The sequence below is a fragment of the Lysobacter sp. F60174L2 genome (assembly GCF_052547135.1).
In genome coordinates, this window is record NZ_JBQWRA010000001.1 from 1 (window position 1) to 17,615 (window position 17,615).

General features: G+C 69.9%; 15 protein-coding genes and 1 pseudogene. 9 read left to right on the top strand and 7 right to left on the bottom strand.

Translation table 11 applies throughout. The features are described 5' to 3' along the window. Positions 1 to 87: 87 nt before the first annotated feature. Positions 88 to 1,278, bottom strand: a complete 1,191-nt coding sequence (tyrS, locus tag ACT9AS_RS00005; RefSeq protein ID WP_445098069.1) for a tyrosine--tRNA ligase — start codon at positions 1,276 to 1,278, stop codon at positions 88 to 90. A gap of 255 nt (positions 1,279 to 1,533) precedes the next feature. Between tyrS and ACT9AS_RS00010 the strand changes: the two genes are divergently transcribed. Next, positions 1,534 to 2,961, top strand: a complete 1,428-nt coding sequence (locus ACT9AS_RS00010; protein WP_445098070.1) for a peptidoglycan DD-metalloendopeptidase family protein — start codon at positions 1,534 to 1,536, stop codon at positions 2,959 to 2,961. Between the two features lie 112 nt (positions 2,962 to 3,073). Further along, a complete protein-coding gene (locus ACT9AS_RS00015; RefSeq protein WP_445098996.1) occupies positions 3,074 to 4,171 on the top strand; it encodes an anhydro-N-acetylmuramic acid kinase in 1,098 nt (365 codons plus the stop codon). 21 nt (positions 4,172 to 4,192) lie between these two features. Here ACT9AS_RS00015 and ACT9AS_RS00020 read toward each other — a convergent pair whose 3' ends face one another. From ACT9AS_RS00020 to ACT9AS_RS00030, 3 genes are read right to left on the bottom strand one after another with little or no spacing between them, the layout of a single operon-like run. Then, positions 4,193 to 4,447 carry a hypothetical protein gene (locus ACT9AS_RS00020; protein ID WP_445098071.1) on the bottom strand — a complete coding sequence of 85 codons (255 nt, stop codon included), beginning with the start codon at positions 4,445 to 4,447 and terminating at the stop codon, positions 4,193 to 4,195. A gap of 51 nt (positions 4,448 to 4,498) precedes the next feature. After that, positions 4,499 to 5,833, bottom strand: coding sequence for an AmpG family muropeptide MFS transporter (locus tag ACT9AS_RS00025; protein WP_445098072.1), 1,335 nt, complete (start codon positions 5,831 to 5,833; stop codon positions 4,499 to 4,501). Further along, complete coding sequence (locus ACT9AS_RS00030; RefSeq protein ID WP_445098073.1) at positions 5,830 to 6,618, bottom strand: exodeoxyribonuclease III; 789 nt, start codon at positions 6,616 to 6,618, stop codon at positions 5,830 to 5,832. The genes ACT9AS_RS00025 and ACT9AS_RS00030 overlap by 4 nt, the downstream gene beginning before the upstream one ends. Before the next feature lie 87 nt (positions 6,619 to 6,705). On the opposite strand from ACT9AS_RS00030, the gene ACT9AS_RS00035 reads away from it, so the two are divergent. From ACT9AS_RS00035 to ACT9AS_RS00045, 3 genes are all read left to right on the top strand, one after another. After that, positions 6,706 to 7,278 carry a GNAT family N-acetyltransferase gene (locus ACT9AS_RS00035; RefSeq protein WP_445098074.1) on the top strand — a complete coding sequence of 191 codons (573 nt, stop codon included), beginning with the start codon at positions 6,706 to 6,708 and terminating at the stop codon, positions 7,276 to 7,278. Beyond that, entirely contained in the window at positions 7,275 to 7,952 is a 678-nt protein-coding gene (gene pyrE, locus ACT9AS_RS00040) for an orotate phosphoribosyltransferase (RefSeq protein ID WP_445098075.1), read from the top strand. Before ACT9AS_RS00035 ends, pyrE begins: the two co-directional genes overlap by 4 nt. Before the next feature lie 102 nt (positions 7,953 to 8,054). Next, positions 8,055 to 8,702, top strand: a complete 648-nt coding sequence (locus ACT9AS_RS00045; RefSeq protein ID WP_445098076.1) for a hypothetical protein — start codon at positions 8,055 to 8,057, stop codon at positions 8,700 to 8,702. Between the two features lie 45 nt (positions 8,703 to 8,747). Here ACT9AS_RS00045 and ACT9AS_RS00050 read toward each other — a convergent pair whose 3' ends face one another. From ACT9AS_RS00050 to coaBC, 3 genes and pseudogenes are all read right to left on the bottom strand, one after another. Continuing rightward, positions 8,748 to 11,099, bottom strand: a complete 2,352-nt coding sequence (locus ACT9AS_RS00050; RefSeq protein WP_445098997.1) for a phosphomannomutase/phosphoglucomutase — start codon at positions 11,097 to 11,099, stop codon at positions 8,748 to 8,750. A gap of 38 nt (positions 11,100 to 11,137) precedes the next feature. Next, entirely contained in the window at positions 11,138 to 11,596 is a 459-nt protein-coding gene (gene dut / locus ACT9AS_RS00055) for a dUTP diphosphatase (protein WP_445098077.1), read from the bottom strand. Between the two features lie 79 nt (positions 11,597 to 11,675). Beyond that, a pseudogene (gene coaBC, locus ACT9AS_RS00060) lies at positions 11,676 to 12,928 on the bottom strand (bifunctional phosphopantothenoylcysteine decarboxylase/phosphopantothenate--cysteine ligase CoaBC). A gap of 226 nt (positions 12,929 to 13,154) precedes the next feature. On the opposite strand from coaBC, the gene radC reads away from it, so the two are divergent. The 4 genes from radC (at position 13,155) to ACT9AS_RS00080 (ending at position 17,474) form a co-directional block, all read left to right on the top strand. Next, entirely contained in the window at positions 13,155 to 13,829 is a 675-nt protein-coding gene (gene radC / locus ACT9AS_RS00065; protein ID WP_445098078.1) for a RadC family protein, read from the top strand. A gap of 726 nt (positions 13,830 to 14,555) precedes the next feature. Next, positions 14,556 to 16,244, top strand: coding sequence for an arginine--tRNA ligase (gene argS / locus ACT9AS_RS00070; protein WP_445098079.1), 1,689 nt, complete (start codon positions 14,556 to 14,558; stop codon positions 16,242 to 16,244). Next, positions 16,245 to 17,021: an SPOR domain-containing protein gene (locus ACT9AS_RS00075; protein ID WP_445098080.1), complete on the top strand. Its 777-nt coding sequence runs from the start codon at positions 16,245 to 16,247 to the stop codon at positions 17,019 to 17,021. Between the two features lie 57 nt (positions 17,022 to 17,078). Beyond that, positions 17,079 to 17,474 carry a hypothetical protein gene (locus ACT9AS_RS00080; protein ID WP_445098081.1) on the top strand — a complete coding sequence of 132 codons (396 nt, stop codon included), beginning with the start codon at positions 17,079 to 17,081 and terminating at the stop codon, positions 17,472 to 17,474. Positions 17,475 to 17,615: the final 141 nt, after the last annotated feature.

Genomic DNA, 17,615 nt, shown 5'->3' on the forward strand with positions numbered 1-17,615 from the left:
GGTCGTTGCGGGCCGCGCATTATGCACACCCGTTAACGTTACGGGAAGAGGCAATGTGAAATTTTTTTCGGGGCGGCGGCCGCCTGTTCAGCCAGCAACCAGCCGGACCCTTGCGAAGGTGCGCTTTCCGACCGCCAGCACGCCTTCGAAACCGGGCTGCAACACGCGCTGGGCATCCTCCACCACTGCGCCGTCGATCCGCACCGCGCGCTCCTTGAGCTTGCGATTGGCCTCGGAGTTGCTCGGTGTCAGGCCGGCCGCGGTCAGCAGCGCGGCGATACGCAGGCCGTCCGGCGGTACCGCGACGTCGTTGAGCGGAAGCTGCGCGGTGTCGCCCTGCCCGCGCACGGCGGCATTCCAGCCCGCGACGGCGAGGTCCGCCGCCTCGCCGCCATGGAAACGCGCCGCCAGTTCGTGGGCCAGCCGCAGCTTGAGGTCGCGCGGGTTCAGCTCGCCGGCGCCGATCCGGCGCTTGAGGTCGACCACCTCGGCAATCGAGATATCGAAGCTCAGCAGCTCGATCCAGCGCCACATCAGCACGTCGTCGATCTTCATGGTCTTGGTCACCATGTCGATCGCCGGCTCGTCGATGCCGATGTAGTTGCCGAGCGACTTGCTCATCTTCTGCACGCCGTCGAGACCTTCCAGCAGCGGCATGGTCAGCACGATCTGCGGCGGCTGGCCGTGCGACTCCTGCAGGCCACGGCCCATCAGCAGATTGAACTTCTGGTCGGTGCCGCCGAGCTCGACGTCGGCCTGCAACGCGACCGAGTCGTAGCCCTGCACCAGCGGATAGAGGAACTCGTGGATCGCGATCGACTGCTGGGCGGCGTAGCGCTTGGCGAAGTCGTCGCGCTCGAGCATCCGCGCGACGGTGTGCTGGCCGGCGAGCCGGATCATGTCGGCGGCGGACATCTGGCCGAACCACTCGGAGTTGAAGCGGACTTCGGTCCTGTCGCGGTCGAGCACCTTGAACACCTGCTCGGCGTAGGTCTGCGCGTTGGCCAGCACGTCCTCGCGGGTCAGCGGCTTGCGGGTGGCGCTCTTGCCGGTCGGGTCGCCGATCATCCCGGTGAAGTCGCCGATCAGGAAGATCACCTGGTGGCCGAGGTCCTGGAACTGGCGCAGCTTGTTCAACAGCACCGTATGACCGAGGTGCAGGTCCGGCGCGGTCGGGTCGAAGCCGGCCTTGATCCGCAGCGGGCGGCCGAGCCTGAGCCGCTCGACGAGTTCGTCCTGCTTGAGGATCTCGTCGGCCCCGCGGCCGATCAGCTCCATCGCGGCCTGGACCGGAGAGGCGGATGGAGCGGCGGAGAGGGGGGATGGGTTGACGGAAGGTTCGACGGACAAGGGACTGCTCGCGGTCGGGGCCATGACCGCGATGTGACCGCGATCATAAACGTGAATTAACCATGCCTATACAAAGGAGAAATCGAGAAACCCTATTCAGCTCAAGGGTTTGACGCATACTTCTCGCGTCACTATCGTAACGCCGCAACGCCACCTTCACACGCCTGTGCGCCGGAGATATCGATGACAGCAGCCCCCGGGCACGACCAGGACCGGCGCCAGCGCCTGAAGGACCTGCGCGAAGCCGCCCTCCACCGTCCGGTGCTGGCACGCCACCTCTCCGATGGATTCAACGGCCGCTGGTCGCGCCGGCAGTGGGTGCAGGCCAGCCTGTTCGCCACGCTGGGGATGCTGGTCGCCTCGATCGTACCCGGCTTCGACGCCGTCCACGGCGACCCCGCACAGGCCCCGCGGCAGTCGATGGCGCTGGCGCTGCCGCCGTTGCCACAGGCCCGCGCGCACGAGCAGGCCGACGACAGCTGGCAGGTGGTGCGGGTGCAGAGCGGCGAGACCCTGGGCGCGCTGTTCGAGCGCATGGGCGTGCCGGCATCGACCATGTACCGGATCCTCGAGCAACCGGGCGCCAAGCAACTCCTGACCCGGCTGCGTCCCGGCACCGAACTCGGCTTCGACCTGCCGGCCGACGGCCAGTTGCGCACCTTCCGTTTCGATCGCGACCCCACCCATCGGGTCGAGTTGGCGATCGGCGCCGACACGATCACCGAGCAGGTCATCGAGCGCCCGACCGAGTCACGCACCGTGGTCGCCAGCGGCGAGATCAGCAGCTCGCTGTACGCCTCGGCGCGCAAGGCCGGGCTGTCGCCATCGGCAATCGCGACGCTCACCGACGACATCTTCCAGTACGACATCGACTTCACCGACGCGCAGAAAGGCGACCGCTTCAGCGTCGTCTACGAACAGCTGTGGCGCGAGGGCGAGCGCATCGGCACCGGCGAGGTGGCGGCGGCGACCTTCACCACCGGCGGCAAGACGTTCTCGGGGTTCCGCTTCGAACACGACGGCAAGGTCGGCTACTACACCGCCGACGGCCGGCCGTTGAAGAAGGCCTTTATCCGCATGCCGATCCCGTACGCGCGGGTCACCTCGGGTTTCACCAAGGCGCGCAAGCATCCGGTGCTGGGCCGAACCCGTCGCCATGACGGTGTCGACTATGGCGCGGGCACCGGCACACCGATCCACGCCGCCGGCGACGCGCGTGTCAAGTTCGTGGGCTGGAAGAGCGGCTACGGCCGCACCATCGTGCTCGACCACGGCCGCGGTTACACCACCCTGTATGCGCACATGTCGCGCTTCGGCAAGTACAAGCGCGGTTCCAGCATCAAGCAGGGCACGGTGATCGGCTATGTCGGCAGCTCCGGCCTCGCGACCGGGCCGCACCTGCACTACGAATTCCGCATCAACGGCGTCCATCGCAACCCGCTGACGGTGACGATGCCGCCGCCGGAGCCGTTGAAGGGCGCCGCGCTGGTTGCGTTCCGGGCGCAGACCGCGCCGGCGCTGGCGCGGATCCAGCAGGTCGAGAAGATCATGTACGCGAAGGTCGAGCCGGCCGCCCCGGCCAAGCCGCCTAAGGCCGACAAGAAGGCCTGATCGCATGAGTCCCGTAGCCGCGGGCCCGGCGGGCGAAGGCCCGGACGGGCCCGCGTCGCATCGGGCGGGCGCCGGGGAGGGTCGGCCGCTCGAAGGACTGTTCGTCGGCCTGATGTCGGGCACCAGCGCCGACGGCATCGATGCCGCGCTGGTGCGGTTCGATGCCGACGGCCACTGCGAGCTGCAACTCGGCCGCGCCTTTCCGTGGGAACCGGCGTTGCGCCAGCGACTGGTCGAACTGGGCCAGGGCGGCGCACTGCAGTCGCTGGAGGAACTGGGCACCCTGGACGTGCGTATCGGCGAAGCGTTTGCCGATGCCACCCGGCAACTGCTCGCCGAAGCCGGAGTTGCCGCCGCTGAGGTGCGCGCGATCGGCTCGCACGGCCAGACCGTGCGGCACCGGCCGGCCGGCGCGCGGCTCGATGGACGCTATCCGTTCACGATGCAGATCGGCGACGGCAACGTCATCGCCGAGCGTTGCGGCATCACCACCGTCGCCGATTTCCGTCGTCGCGACGTCGCCGCCGGCGGCCAGGGCGCGCCGCTGCTGCCTGCACTGCACGCCGCGGTACTTCGCGACTACAGCGAAGACCGCGCGGTGCTCAATCTCGGCGGGATCGCCAACCTCACGCTGCTGCCCGCCACGGGCGACGTGCGCGGCTTCGACACCGGCCCGGCCAACGCGCTGATGGACGCGTGGTGCGAACGCGAACTGGGCCGGCCCTACGATGCCGACGGCGCATTCGCCACCCGTGGCCGCGTCGATCCGGAACTGCTGGCGCGCCTGCTGGATGAGCCGTGGTTCGCGCTGCCGCCGCCGAAGAGCACCGGCCGCGAGTTTTTCCATCTCGGCTGGCTGCAGTCGCGGCTCGCGGGCAACGAGGCCGCCGCCGACGTGCAGGCGACCCTGCTGGAGCTGAGCGCCGTGACGGTCGCCGATGCGCTGCGTGCGCAGCAGCCGCGGACCCGGCGCCTGCTGGCGTGCGGCGGCGGCGTGCACAACCCGCGCCTGTTGCAGCGGATCGGCGAGCACCTGCCCGGGACGGCTGTCGAATCGACGGCGACACACGGGATCGATCCGGATTTCGTCGAGGCGATGGGTTTCGCCTGGCTGGCCCGCCAGACCCTGGCCGGGCGGCCGGGCAACCTGCCGGGCGTGACCGGCGCGATCGGCCCGCGGGTGCTCGGCGCGATCCATCCCGCCGGCTGACCCGCCGCCGGGCAGCGAAACTCAGCCGCTCCCGTCCCGGCCAATCCTGGCGAAGCCGGGGTCGTCCTCGATCTCCTCCAGCGCGGCGATCGCCGCCTGCAGGGCATCGGCATCGGATTCACTGAACCGCGCGGCCAGTTCGGCCTCGCAGGCAAACAACCCGTGCTCGACCAGATGGCCCAGCGCCTGCTGTTCGTTCCAGCCCTGCGCCGCGGCCAGCCGGCGCACGCGCTCGAGCAGCAACGGGTCGATGTGCAACACAATGCTTTCGGTCATCTGTACATCCTCTGCGCGCGTTGCCGCGGCGTGCGCCGGATCACCGTCCGGTCAGGCGCGTTGTTGCGATGGTTCGTTGTCGATTGCCTCCACGGCATCGGGCTCGAACAACTGCCGGCGCCGCCACAGCCAGGCCAGCAGCAGCAGGGTCGGCACGATCGACAGCGAGCTGAACACGAAGAACCCCACGTAGCTCCACTGCTCGACCATGAAACCGGACATGCCGCCGACGATCTTACCCGGCATGTTGGCCAGCGAAACGAGCAATGCATACTGGGTCGCGGTGAACTCGCGGCTGGTCAATCCCGACAGGAACGCAATCAGCACCACGCCCGCGTACCCCAGCGCCAGGTTGTCGCCCGACAGCGCCGCCACGAACGCCCAGGTCTCGCTCGGGTTCATCGCCATCAGCAGGTACAGCAGGTTCGACAGCGACAGCCCCAGCGCACCGATCAGGATCGAGCGGCGCATGCCCAGCGCCGCCACCGACACCCCACCGAGGAACGCGCCGGCAATACCGATCCAGACCCCGTACAGCTTCGACACGGTGGCGATCTCGGCCTTGCTGTAGCCGGTGTCGATGTAGAAGGGGCCGGCGACCACGCCGAGCATCTGGTCGGGCAGCTTGAACAGGCCGACGAACACCAGCAGCGCGATCGCCACCGCCACCCCGTGACGCCGGAAAAATTCGTTGAACGGCCCGACGAACGCCTCGCCGAAACTCTTGCGCTCGCGGACGGTGATCTGCGCCGGCTCGCGCGCAAACAGCGCCGCCAGCAGCGGCAGCAGCAGCACCGCGGCCATGCTCAGGTAGGCCACCCGCCAGCCGCTGAAATCGGCGATGTAAAGCGCGCCGGCGCCCGACACGATCAGGCCGAAGCGATATCCGAGTGTGTAGGTCGCGGCCAGCGCGCCCTGCGCCTCGACCGGCGCGATCTCGATCCGGTAGGCGTCGACCACGGTGTCCTGGGTGGCGCCGGCGAACGCGGTCAACGCCGCCAAGCCGACGAAGGTGGCCAGTTGCACCGGCCCGGTGAACGCCATCCCCGCCAGGGCCGCGACCAGCACCGCGATCGACAGCACCAGCCAGCCCCGGCGCCGGCCGAGTACGCCCAGCAGCGGCGCGTTCCAGCGGTCGATCAGCGGCGCCCACAGGAACTTGAACACATAGAACATGCTGACGTAGCTGAGCAGGCCGATCGTGCTCAACTCCAGCCCGTATTCGCGCAGCCAGATCGACAGCGTGTAGCCGACCAGCAGGAACGGCAGGCCGCTACCGAAGCCGAGGAAGAACAGCGTGCCGGCCGACGGCGTGCCGAACGCGGCCAGGATGCCGCGCCAGCCCTTCGGCCGCGGCGATGGCGTGGCGGCCGGCGCGGCGCTCACGCGAGTGGCCCGGCGTAGTCGACGGTATACGGCGCGTGGTCGGAGAACCGCGGCTCGCGCAGGATCGAGCAGCCCTGCAGCCGCGTCGCCAGCTCCGGCGTCACCAGCTGGTAGTCGAGCCGCCAGCCGACGTTGTTGGCGTAGGCCGCGCCGCGGTTGCTCCACCAGGTGTAGTCCTGCGCGTCCGGGTTCAGCGCGCGGTAGCTGTCGACCCAGCTGCGCGGCGCGTCGTCCGCGCACAGGCCGTTGAGCCAGTCGCGCTCGGGCGGCAGGCAACCGGAGTTCTTCTGGTTGGACTTCCAGTTCTTGATGTCGAGCGCGCTGCGCACGATGTTCCAGTCACCGCACAGTACGTAGTCGCGACCGCTTGCGAGCCACTCGTCGAGCACCGGCCTGAGCCAGTCCATGACCTCGAACTTGAAGCCCTGGCGCAGTTCGCCGGAGGAACCGGACGGGATGTAGAACGACACCACGCTGAGGTTGCCGAAACGCGCCTCGATGTAGCGGCCTTCGTCGTCGAACGGCGCCCAGCCCAGTGCGGTGCGGACCTCGTCGGGCTCGCGCCGGCTGTAGATCGCGACGCCGCTGTAGCCCTTCTTGGTGATGGCGTCGCGGAAGAACGCGCGGTAACCGTCGGGCAGGAACTCCGGGCCGGCCAGCTGGTGTTCCTGGGCCTTGGTCTCCTGCACGCAGAGCAGGTCGGCATCGTGCCCGGCGAACCAGTCGAAAAAGCCTTTGCGGGCGGCCGAACGCAGGCCGTTGGCGTTGAAGCTGACGATGCGCATGCGCGCTCCACGACGAGGGTCCGGCGATCATAACAACGGCGCCGCCGCAGGGCGCGGCGCGTGCCGGCGGTGGCCTATCATTCACCCATGTCCGTCCATCCGTCCCCCGTCCCGGCCATCGGCGCGACCGTCGAGGTCGGGGTGGTCCCCGTCGACGCGACCCTGGCGCCGACGGTGCGGCGGTTGCGGGTCACCGCGGCGCAGCGGCCGTTCGTCGGCGACGCCGGTTTCAACCTCGACGACGCCCTGCGCGATCCGCTCAGCGACGCGATGGCGATACTCGCCGGCGGCCAGGTGATCGGCTTCTACCGCCTCGACCGCGCCCCGAACGCGGTGACCGGGCGTGCGCTGGCACAACCGCACCTGGGGCTGCGCGCGTTCCTGGTCGACCATCGACAGCAGGGGCGCGGCCTTGGCACGCGCGCGGTCCGCGCCTGTTGCGACGATGCCGCCCGCCGCCATCCGCGGCATCGGCTGCTGGCCCTGACCGTGAACTGCCGCAACCACGCCGCGATCGCCACGTATCGCCGCGCCGGTTTCGAGGACAGCGGCGAACTGTTCCACGGCGGCGACGCCGGCCCGCAGCACCTGCTGCTGTACCGGTTGACCGGCCACCCGCACGACCCGTCCCCCGACCTCCCACAGGCCCCAGCAAGATGACCGACCACCGCACCCGTTTCCTGCAACTCGCTTTGCGCGCGCAGGCCCTGCGCTTCGGCGAATTCACCCTCAAGTCCGGCCGCAGCAGCCCGTACTTCTTCAATGCCGGCCGCTTCGATTCCGGCGCCGTGATGGCGGAGCTGGCCGGCTGCTACGCCGACGCGATCGACGCGGCGCAGCGCACGGGCGGACTGGCCGATTTCGACCTGCTGTTCGGTCCCGCCTACAAGGGCATCCCGCTGGCGACCGCGCTGGCCTGCGAATACGCCCGCCGCGGGCGCGACCTGCCACTGGCGTTCAACCGCAAGGAAGCCAAGGCCCATGGCGAGGGCGGCACGCTGATCGGCGCACCGCTGGAAGGTCGCCGGGTGCTGGTGGTCGACGACGTGATCACCGCCGGCACCGCGATCCGCGAGGCGCTGGGCATGATCGCCGCAGCCGGGGGCACGGTCGCCGGCATCGTCATCGCGCTGGACCGGCAGGAAGCCGTCGACCCGGCCCGGAGCCGACGCTCGGCGGCACAAACTGTCGCAACCGAACACGGCGTCCCGGTGGTTGCGGTCGCCAGCCTCGACGACCTGCTCGCATTCGCCGATGGCTCGGCGGACCTCGCAGCGCAGCGCCCGCGGCTGCTGGCCTACCGTTCGGAGTACGGCAGCCGCGACGACGCCTGAGCGGTCCACTGCCGATGACGCCCCCATGACAGCACTGGCCCGACTCTTGCGTTAACTGGTTTGAAGGCGCTGGACGCTCCGCGCGCAACCACACCGACCGACATGAACAAGCCTGTCCCGTCCCTGCTCGGCATGACCCTCCTGCTGGCGCTGGCCGCGCCGGCCCTGGCGCAGAAGCCTGCCGGCAAGAAGATCTATTGCTGGAACGACGGCGACCGCAAGGTCTGTGGCGACGCACTGCCGGCCAGCGCGGTCGACAACGCGCGCACCGAGTTCAACGCCAGCGGCATCGCCACCAAACGGCTGGACCGCGCCCCGACCGACTCCGAGCGCGCCGCCGCCGAAGCCCGGGCCGAGCAGGACCGGCTCGCCGCGCTGGCGGAGGCCGCCCGGCAGCGGAAAGAACTGGCCATGGTCGAGTCCTACGCCAGCGAGGCCGACCTGGTCCGCGCATACGACAACCGGCTGGGGTTGCTGGACGCCTCGGTGAAGTCGTCGCGGCTCGGCATCGAGGGGCTGCGCCGCAGCCTGGTCAACCTGCTGCAGCGCGCCAGCGAGGCCGAACTCGCCGGCAAGCCGGTGGCCAAGCCGCTGGCCGGCAGCATCCAGACCCAGCACGCGGCACTGCGACGGCAGCAGGCGACGCTCGCCGCCCAGCAACACGAGCGCAGCACCGCCGACGATGAACTGGCGGCGGCGCTGGAGCGTTATCGCGAGCTGAAGAAGCCGGCCGACGACAGCAACGGCTGAACCACCGCCCTGCGCCGATCGGAGCAGGGCGACACCACGAACCCGTCAGAACGGCAGGGCAAGGTCCGGGCGCAGCGCCAGCAGTTGCGTGCGGAACGCGTCCTTGATCCGCACCATCGCCTCCTTGTTGTCGGCGTCGAAACGCATCACCAGCACCGGCGTGGTGTTGGACGCGCGCACCAGGCCCCAGCCATCGGCCCAGTCGACCCGCAGGCCATCGATGGTCGACAACCGCGCATCGTCGAACTTCGCCTGCTCGATGAACTGCTCGACGAACGCGTGCGGGTTGCCCTCAGGCGCATCGACCTTGATTTCGGGCGTCGCGATGCCATCGGGCAGCGCGTCGAGCACGTCGCTGGGCCGGCCCGGCTGGGCGCCAAGGATTTCCAGCAAGCGCGCGGCCGAGTAGATGCCGTCGTCGAAGCCGTACCAGCGCTCGCGGAAGAAGAAGTGGCCGCTCATCTCGCCGGCCAGTTCGGCCTCGGTCTCGCGCATCTTGGCCTTGATCAGCGAGTGGCCGGTCTTCCACATCAGCGGGCTGCCGCCGTGGCGCAGGATGTAGCCCGGCAGGCGACCGGTGCACTTGACGTCGAAGATGATCTGCGCGCCCGGGTTGCGCTCCAGCACGTCGGCTGCGAACAGCATCAGCAGGCGGTCGGGGAAGATGTTGTGGCCGTCGCGGGTGACCACGCCGAGGCGGTCGCCGTCGCCGTCGAACGCGATGCCGAGATCGGCGTCGAGGCGCTCCACCATCTGCATCAGGTCGGCCAGGTTGTGCGGCTCGCTCGGATCCGGGTGGTGGTTGGGGAAGGTGCCGTCGATCTCGCAGTACAGCGGGATCACCTCGGCGCCGATCGCGGCCAGCACCTTCGGGCCGAGCTCGCCGGCGACGCCGTTGCCGGCATCGACCACGACCTTCAGCGGCCGGTCGATCTGGATGTCGGACGCGACCCGACGGACGTAGTCGTCATCGATCCCGCGCTCCTGCAACAGGCCCAGGGTCGGCGCGGTGTGCAGGCGGTCGTCGGCGATGCGCGCGTACAGGTCGGTGATCGCCTCGCCATGCAGGGTCTCGCCGCCAACCACGATCTTGAAACCGTTGTAGTCCGGCGGGTTGTGGCTGCCGGTGACCGACACGCAGGAGCCGGCGCGCAGTTCGTAGGCGCCGAAGTACACCAGCGGGGTCGGCGCCATGCCGATGTCGACCACGTTGCGGCCGGCCTTGCGCAGGCCGGTGATCAGGCTGGCGCTGAGGTCCGGGCCGGACAGGCGGCCATCGCGGCCGACCACGATCTCGGCGTGGCCCTTCTCCTGCATCAGCGAGCCGATCGCATGGCCGATCAGCTCGGCGACGGCCGGCGACAGGTCGCGCCCGACCACGCCACGGATGTCGTAGGCGCGGAAGATGCCGCGGTCGATGGCGGGGGTGGATGCGTCCCCGGGGGACGCAGGTACGGGCGGAGGAGCTTCCTTGGTCACGGTTGCGGTTTCTTCGTCGGGGGAGAGGGCTGCGGACTCGGCCAGGGTCAGGAGGGTCGCATCGTCGTCCGCATCCGCATCCGCCTCACCGGCGGCGGCGCCACGACGGGCGGCCAGCTGCGGTGCGCGCCACGCCAGCAGGGCCAGCAACGCGAGCACCAGGGTCGCGACCAGGCACCCCATCGCACCCAGCCCGAAGGGCGCGCCGGCCACGTCCGGCACCGCCGCGGCGACGCGCAGGTCACTGCCGGCAACCGGTTTGGCCAGCGCCTCGGCGCCGCCCGCGAGATCGACGTCGCCGCGCTCGACCAGGCTGTGGCCGCGCTGGCGCAAGGCAAGATAGGTATCGTCGCCGACCGCGGCGGATCCCACCGGCCCGGTGACGGGCCGGGGATCGAGCTGGACCAGCGCCACCGCGACCACGCGGTCGTCCTTGCGTACCGGGGCGGCGAGCGCGAGCCGCGGTTCGCCCTCGACGCGGACCATCCACGCCACCGGCTTGTCCTCGGCCAGCGCCGCCTCCATCGCGGCCACGGTGCCGTAGCCGCGATCCGGCAACGCCGCGTAGGCACGGTCGAGCCCCGGCGCCAGTACTTCGCCCCGGGTCGCGCCGGGCCAGCCGTCGACCAGCAACGTACCGGCCCGGGCGAACTCGTCGCCGGCGATCGCCGCCTGCAGCGCGGGGTCCTCGAGCTCCTCGGCGAACCGCTTGTGCCCGGCCGCCAGCACCGCGCCGATCTGCTGCACCGCGGCGTCGCGCGACTGCTCGATCGCGCCATGGCGGGCGTCGTCGCGATGCTGCTGCCAGGCGTTCCAGCCCATCCACGCCGCCAGCAGCGCGCAGGCCACCGCCACTGCCGGCAACAGCGGCCTGAATGTGTCCAGCGAGACCTGCGGCCGTTCCATCTTCATGTCGATCATCGTGGTTCCCCTGCCCGTACTTTCACCGGTGCGGCTCAGCGGACACCCGTATGGCCGAAGCCACCGGCGCCGCGCGCACTGGTTTCGAATTCATCGACCACCTGCAGCGTCGCGCGCACGATCGGCAGCACGACCAGCTGGGCGATGCGATCCCCCGGCTGCATCGTAAAAGCCTCGTTCCCGCGATTCCACAGGCTGATCATCAGCGGTCCCTGGTAATCGGCGTCGATCAGTCCGGTGCCGTTGCCCAGCACGATGCCGTGTTTGTGGCCGAGCCCCGAGCGCGGCAGGATCACCGCGCACAGGCCGGGATCGCCGAGGTGGATCGCCAGTCCCGACGGCACCAGCGCGGCATCGCCCGGCTGCAGGGTCAGGGCGTCGTCGAGCGCGGCGCGCAGGTCCAGCCCGGCGCTGGCCGCAGTCGCGTATTCGGGCAGCGGCCAGTCGGTGCCGAAGCGGGGGTCGAGGATCTTCAGTTCAAGCGCGTGCTGCATCGGTCTGTCCGGTCGGCCGTCGGGCAATGCGCCCATGGATAAAGCAAAAGTGTCTGGAGTGCCGTGCCGTGATCGGCGCTTATGCGCCTTTGGCCGGCGGGGCCGCTGCCAGGCGCTCGGCAACGCGCTCGGCGACCAGGGCGACCAGGGCTTCGGCCAGCGCGATCTTCGGCGCCGGCCCCAGCGCGCGCTCGATGCCCGCGCCGTAGACGACCAGCGCATTCTCGTCGCTCTCGAACCCGCTGCCGGCGAGGCCGACCCGGTTGGCACAGATCAGGTCGAGGCGTTTCCTGTCCAGCTTGGCGCGGGCGTTGGCCTCGACGTTGTCGGTCTCCGCCGCGAAGCCGACCACCAGCGCGGGACGGTCGGCATGGCAGGCGACCTCGGCAAGGATGTCGCGGTTGCGTACCAGTTGCAGCACCAGTCCGTCATTGCCCGGCTGCTTCTTGATCTTGCTTCCGGCCACCTGCGCCGGGGTGAAGTCCGCAACCGCGGCGGCGCCGATGTAGACATCGACCGGGAGCGCCGCCATCACCGCGGCATGCATCTGCGCGGCCGAACGCACATCGATGCGCTGCAGCCCGGCCGGGGTCGGCAATGCGACCGGACCGGCGACCAGGGTGACCTGGGCACCGGCGGCAACCGCGGCGGCGGCGATCGCGAAGCCCATCTTGCCGCTGCTGCGGTTGCCGAGAAAACGCACCGGATCGATGTCCTCGAACGTCGGCCCGGCGCTGACCAGCACCCGGCGCCCGGCCAGCACGCCGGCGCTCATGGCGATGCCTGCGACAGGGCGGCAACGATGGCGTCGGGCTCCAGCATGCGGCCTTCGCCGACTTCGCCACAGGCCTGGCCGCCGGCGCCGGGGCCGAGCAGCAGCACGCCGCGCGCGCGCAGGGTCTCGACATTGGCCCGGGTGGCGGGGTTGGCCCACATCAGCCGGTTCATCGCCGGCGCGATCGCGATCGGCGCGCCGGTGGCCAGGCACAGGGTGCTGACGAGGTCGTCGGCGAACCCGTGCGCGAGCCGGGCGATGGTGTTGGCGGTGGCCGGGGCAATCACGATCCGGTCGGGCCAGCGCGCCAGTTCGATATGGCCCATCGCGGCCTCGGCGGCCTCGTCCCACAGCGAGGTGCGGACCGGGCGGCCGGACAGCGCCTGGAAGGTGGTCGCGCCGACGAAACGCGATGCGTTGGCGGTCATCGCGACCTGCACCGTGGCGCCGGCATCGCCGAGCCGGCGGACCAGTTCGGCGGCCTTGTAGGCCGCGATGCCGCCGCATACGCACAGCAGGATTTTTTGACCATCGAGCGCTGGCACGTTCAGGGAAATCCGAGCGCGGAACCGGGGTTCATCTTACCCGAAGCGGCGGTACGGCCCGATCGTCGGGGGCGGTTCGGCGCTCCAGCATGGGGACCTGGAAGCGGGGCGGAGCACGCCCGTCGTTTTGGTGAGGGCGACGGGGCGCGGAGCACTCCTTCTCCCCGCCCCGCTTCCAATCCCGGACCCGACCTGCCCGACCCGACCCGACCCGACCCGACCCCGAGGAGATTCCTTCGTGCACATCCGCGACTGGCCCGCCGACGAGCGTCCCCGCGAGAAACTGCTGGCGCGCGGCCCCGGCGTGTTGTCGGACGCGGAGTTGCTGGCGATCTTCCTTGGCTCCGGCCTGCCGGGGCGCGATGCGGTGGAGACCGCACGCGAGCTGCTCGCCGCGCACGGGCCGCTGCGTGCGCTGCTGGAACTCGGTGCCAAGCAACTTGCGCGCTTGCCCGGCCTGGGGCCGGCACGTGCCTGCGCGTTGTCGGCCGCGCTGGAGCTGGGTCATCGGCATCTGTCGGCCGACCTGGAGCGCGGCGCTGCATTGAGCGATCCGCAGGCGGCCGGGCGCTATTTCGCCCAGCGCCTGCGCAGCCTGCAGCACGAGGTGTTCGCGGCGTTGTTCCTCGACAATCGGCACCGGGCGATCGCGTTCGAGGAGTTGTTCCGCGGCACGCTCGACGGCGCCGAGGTGCATCCGCGCGAGGTGGTGCGGCGTGCGTTGGCGCACAACGCGGCGGCGGTGATCGTGGGCCACAATCATCCAAGCGGCAATCCGGAGCCCAGCGCCGCCGACCGTGCGGTCACGGCGCGGCTGAAGCAGGCATTGGCGCTGGTCGACCTTCGGTTGCTCGACCATTTCGTGATCGCCGACGGGCCGCCGGTGTCGCTGGCGGCGCGGGGGTGGGTGTAGGCGAATGGGTTATCGCGACGCCGTGCTGGGAGCAAAAAGACATAGCAACAACAACAACAACAACAGCAACGGCAACGGCAACGGCAACGGCAACGGCAACGGCAGAAGCGGGTGGGTTCATAGCTTCGGACACAAGCGCCGCCCTGCCGGGGTGTTGTCTCCGCCCCTTCGTCGGGCCATCCATGGCCCGAGTCGGGGACGTGCGCCATCCATGGCGCACTCTCCGCAACACCCCGGCAGGACGCCGCGTCGCGGTTTGTGATTTGTGCTTCGGGCCTGCTCGCGGCTCACGGCTTCGTGGCTTCGTGGCTAATGGGTCGGACGCGGCTGCAGGGCACATCGCTGACATCCCGATCGCGAGCAAACGCACCTTCTGTAGGAGCGACGTAAGTCGCGATTTCACTGATGCCGGTAATCGCCGTGAAATCGCGACTTACGTCGCTCCTACACGAAGGCCGACTCCCGAAGCCGACGCAGCCCGGCAGGGAGGCGGACGGTGGGGATATTGCGTAAAAGCGGGCCATGGATGGCCCGCGGCCCGCCTCAGGACAGGATGTCCTGATGAAGGGCTGGAGCAATTCCCCCGCCGGCCGCCTCCCTCGAGAACCCAACCGAAGCCCGGCTTGAAAACCTCGACGCCCGAACTACGCCCCTCCCCTGCCGCTTCAGACGGCCACGCCAGTTCTGGCGTAAAATGACCGGTTCCGTTCCACCCGCCGAGATCCCGTGAAAGCCACCCTCCGCGCGCTCGTCGCGCAGGCCATCGATACGCTGCGCGCCAACGGCACCCTGCCGGCCGACCTGTCCGCTCCCGATTTCGTGATCGAGCGGCCGAAGACCCGCGCCCAGGGCGACTTCTCGACCAACGCCGCGATGCTGCTGGCCAAGCCGGCCAGGTCCAACCCGCGGGCGATCGCGCAGGCGCTGGTCGATGCGCTGCCGGCCAACGACGACATCGCCAAGGTCGAGATCGCCGGTCCCGGCTTCATCAACTTCCAGGTCGCCGAGGCCGCCTGGCGGCGCCAGTTGGGCGAGGTGTTCGCCCAGGGCGAGGCATTCGGCCGCAACGAGTCGGGCAAGGGCCACCGCGCCGGGGTCGAGTACGTCTCGGCCAACCCGACCGGGCCGCTGCATGTCGGCCACGGCCGCGCGGCGGTGATCGGCGACTGCATCGCCCGCGTGCTCGCCGCCAACGGCTGGGAAGTGGCGCGCGAGTACTACTACAACGACGCCGGCGTGCAGATAAACAACCTCGCGCTGTCGGTGCAGGCGCGCGCGCAGGGCCGGACGCCGGACGACAGCGACTGGCCCGAGGCCGGTTACCGCGGCGACTACATCGCCGATGTCGCCCGTGCCTATCTCGATGGCGCCACGGTCGAGGTCGAGGGAAACAGCGTCACCGGCGCCGGCGATGCCGACGACCTCGATGCGATCCGGCAGTTCTCGGTGGCCTGGCTGCGCCGCGAGCAGAACGGCGACCTCGAAGCCTATGGCGTCGATTTCGACGTCTACTTCCTGGAGTCGTCGCTGTACGCCGACGGCAAGGTCGAGGAGACCGTGCGCGAGCTCATCGCCCACGGCCACACCTACGAGGAAGGCGGTGCGCTGTGGCTGCGCAGCACCGATTTCGGTGACGACAAGGACCGCGTCATGCGCAAGTCCGACGGCACCTACACCTACTTCGTGCCCGACGTCGCCTACCACCTGAGCAAGTGGCAGCGCGGCTACGAGCGCGCGATCACCGAGCTCGGCGCCGACCACCACGGCAGCCTCGCCCGCGTCCACGCCGGCCTGCAGGCGCTCGACACCGGGATTCCGAAAGGCTGGCCGGAGTACGTGCTGCACCAGATGGTCACGGTCATGCGCGGCGGCGAGGAGGTGAAGCTGTCCAAGCGCGCCGGCAGCTACCTGACCCTGCGCGATTTGATCGACGAGGCCGGCCGCGATGCGACGCGCTGGTTCCTGGTCGCGCGCAAGCCGGACTCGCAGCTGACCTTCGACATCGACCTCGCGCGCAGCCAGTCGCTCGACAACCCGGTCTACTACGTGCAGGTCAGCCACGCGCGCATGTGCGGGCTGATGCGGCAGCTGGCCGAGCGCGGCCTGAGCTTCGACCGCGACGATGGCCTGGCGCAATCGCTCGACCTCGACGACGAGGCCGCGCACGAACTGGTGACCGCGATCCTGCGCTATCCCGACGTGGTCGAGAGCGCCGGCCGCGACCTGGAACCGCACCAGATCGCGGCCTACCTGCTGGAACTGGCACAGACGTTCCAGACGTACTACAACGACCACCAGTTCCTGGTCGACGACGCCGCCACGCGCCATGCGCGATTGACGCTGGCGATGGCAACGCGCCAGGTGCTCGCGAACGGTCTTGATCTGTTGGGCGTCAGCGCCCCCGAGGTGATGTAAGTGGCAGCACGACGCGGCAAATCGCAGGCCCGGCGCAACCAGGGCAACAATGGGCTGCCCGGCTGGGCGTGGATGGTGCTCGGCATCCTGCTGACGATCATCGCGGTGCTGTTCGCGCCGAAACTGCTGAAGTCCGATGGCGACGGCTTCTTCCGCCCGCAGCCCAACCCGGACGCGCAACCGGCACCGGTCTCGACCGCCGAGGAGGAACTGGTCGCGCCCGCCGAGCCCCGTAATCCGCCGAAGCGCGCAAGCGAACCGGCCGACACCGCGGACAAACGGCCCGAGTTCGATTTCTACACGTTGTTGCCGGGCAAGGAAACGCCGATCAGCGATGCCGAACTGGCCGCCACCGAGCGCGCGGAAGATGCGCGCCTGGCCGCGCAGCAGCGTGCCGCCGAGCAGGCCGAGATCGCCGCCGATCGCGCACTGCCGCAGCCGGTCGATACCACGCCGGCCACTCCCGCGCCGGAGCCCCCGCGCCCGGTCGCGACCAGCCCGGTCACCGGCCCGAACAGCGCCACTGCGGCCGGTGCCGGCGATGGCAGCCGCTACCTGCTGCAGGCGGGCGCGTTCCAGGCCGGCGCCCAGGCCGAGGAACTGAAGGCGCGGATCGCACTGCTTGGCCTCAGCGCGCGGGTCGAGTCGGCGCAGATCAACGGCAAGACCATCCACCGCGTGCGGATGGGCCCGTACGGCACCGCAAGCGACCTCGCCGACGCCAAGCGCAAGCTCGAGCGCGGCGGGCTTCCGGCGATGGCGATCAAGGTCAAGTAGCCGCCCCTGTCGTAGACTCGCCACTGATCCGCAGTGGCGGGCACAGGGGAAAACGAAATGAGCAAGCGCGTCCTGCTCGGCTGCATCGCGGCGCTGGCCACGATGCTGGTGTTCGACCTGCTGATCAGCCTTTCGGGTCGGCAGCTCGACCTGCCACTGGAAACCGGTTCCGGCAGCATCCCGCTCGGTGGCCTGCTGGTGACCTTCGGCGCGATGCTGCTGGGCGGCTGGATCGCGCGGCGGCGTTTCCGCTGGATCGCCCTGGGCCTGGCCGCGGCGCTGTGGCTGGCGGTGGTGGTGACGTTGCTGATGATCGCGCAGCCGCCGATGGACTCGCTGGCGACGGTGCTGAAGCACAACGCACTGGCGATCGTATTGAGCCTGGCGGCGGCGTGGTGCGGCGCGGTGATGGGCGAACGGCTGGGACACCGCAGGCCCGCCTCGGCGAACTGAGTCGCCGCGAACCGGCGGGCGATTCACGACTGACGCGACCGGCGTGGACCGCTTGAATGTAGGAGCGACGTAAGTCGCGATCGCACGGCGGAATCGGCCGGCCGTACGCGCCACGGGACCAGGAACCCTTGTCGACCACTC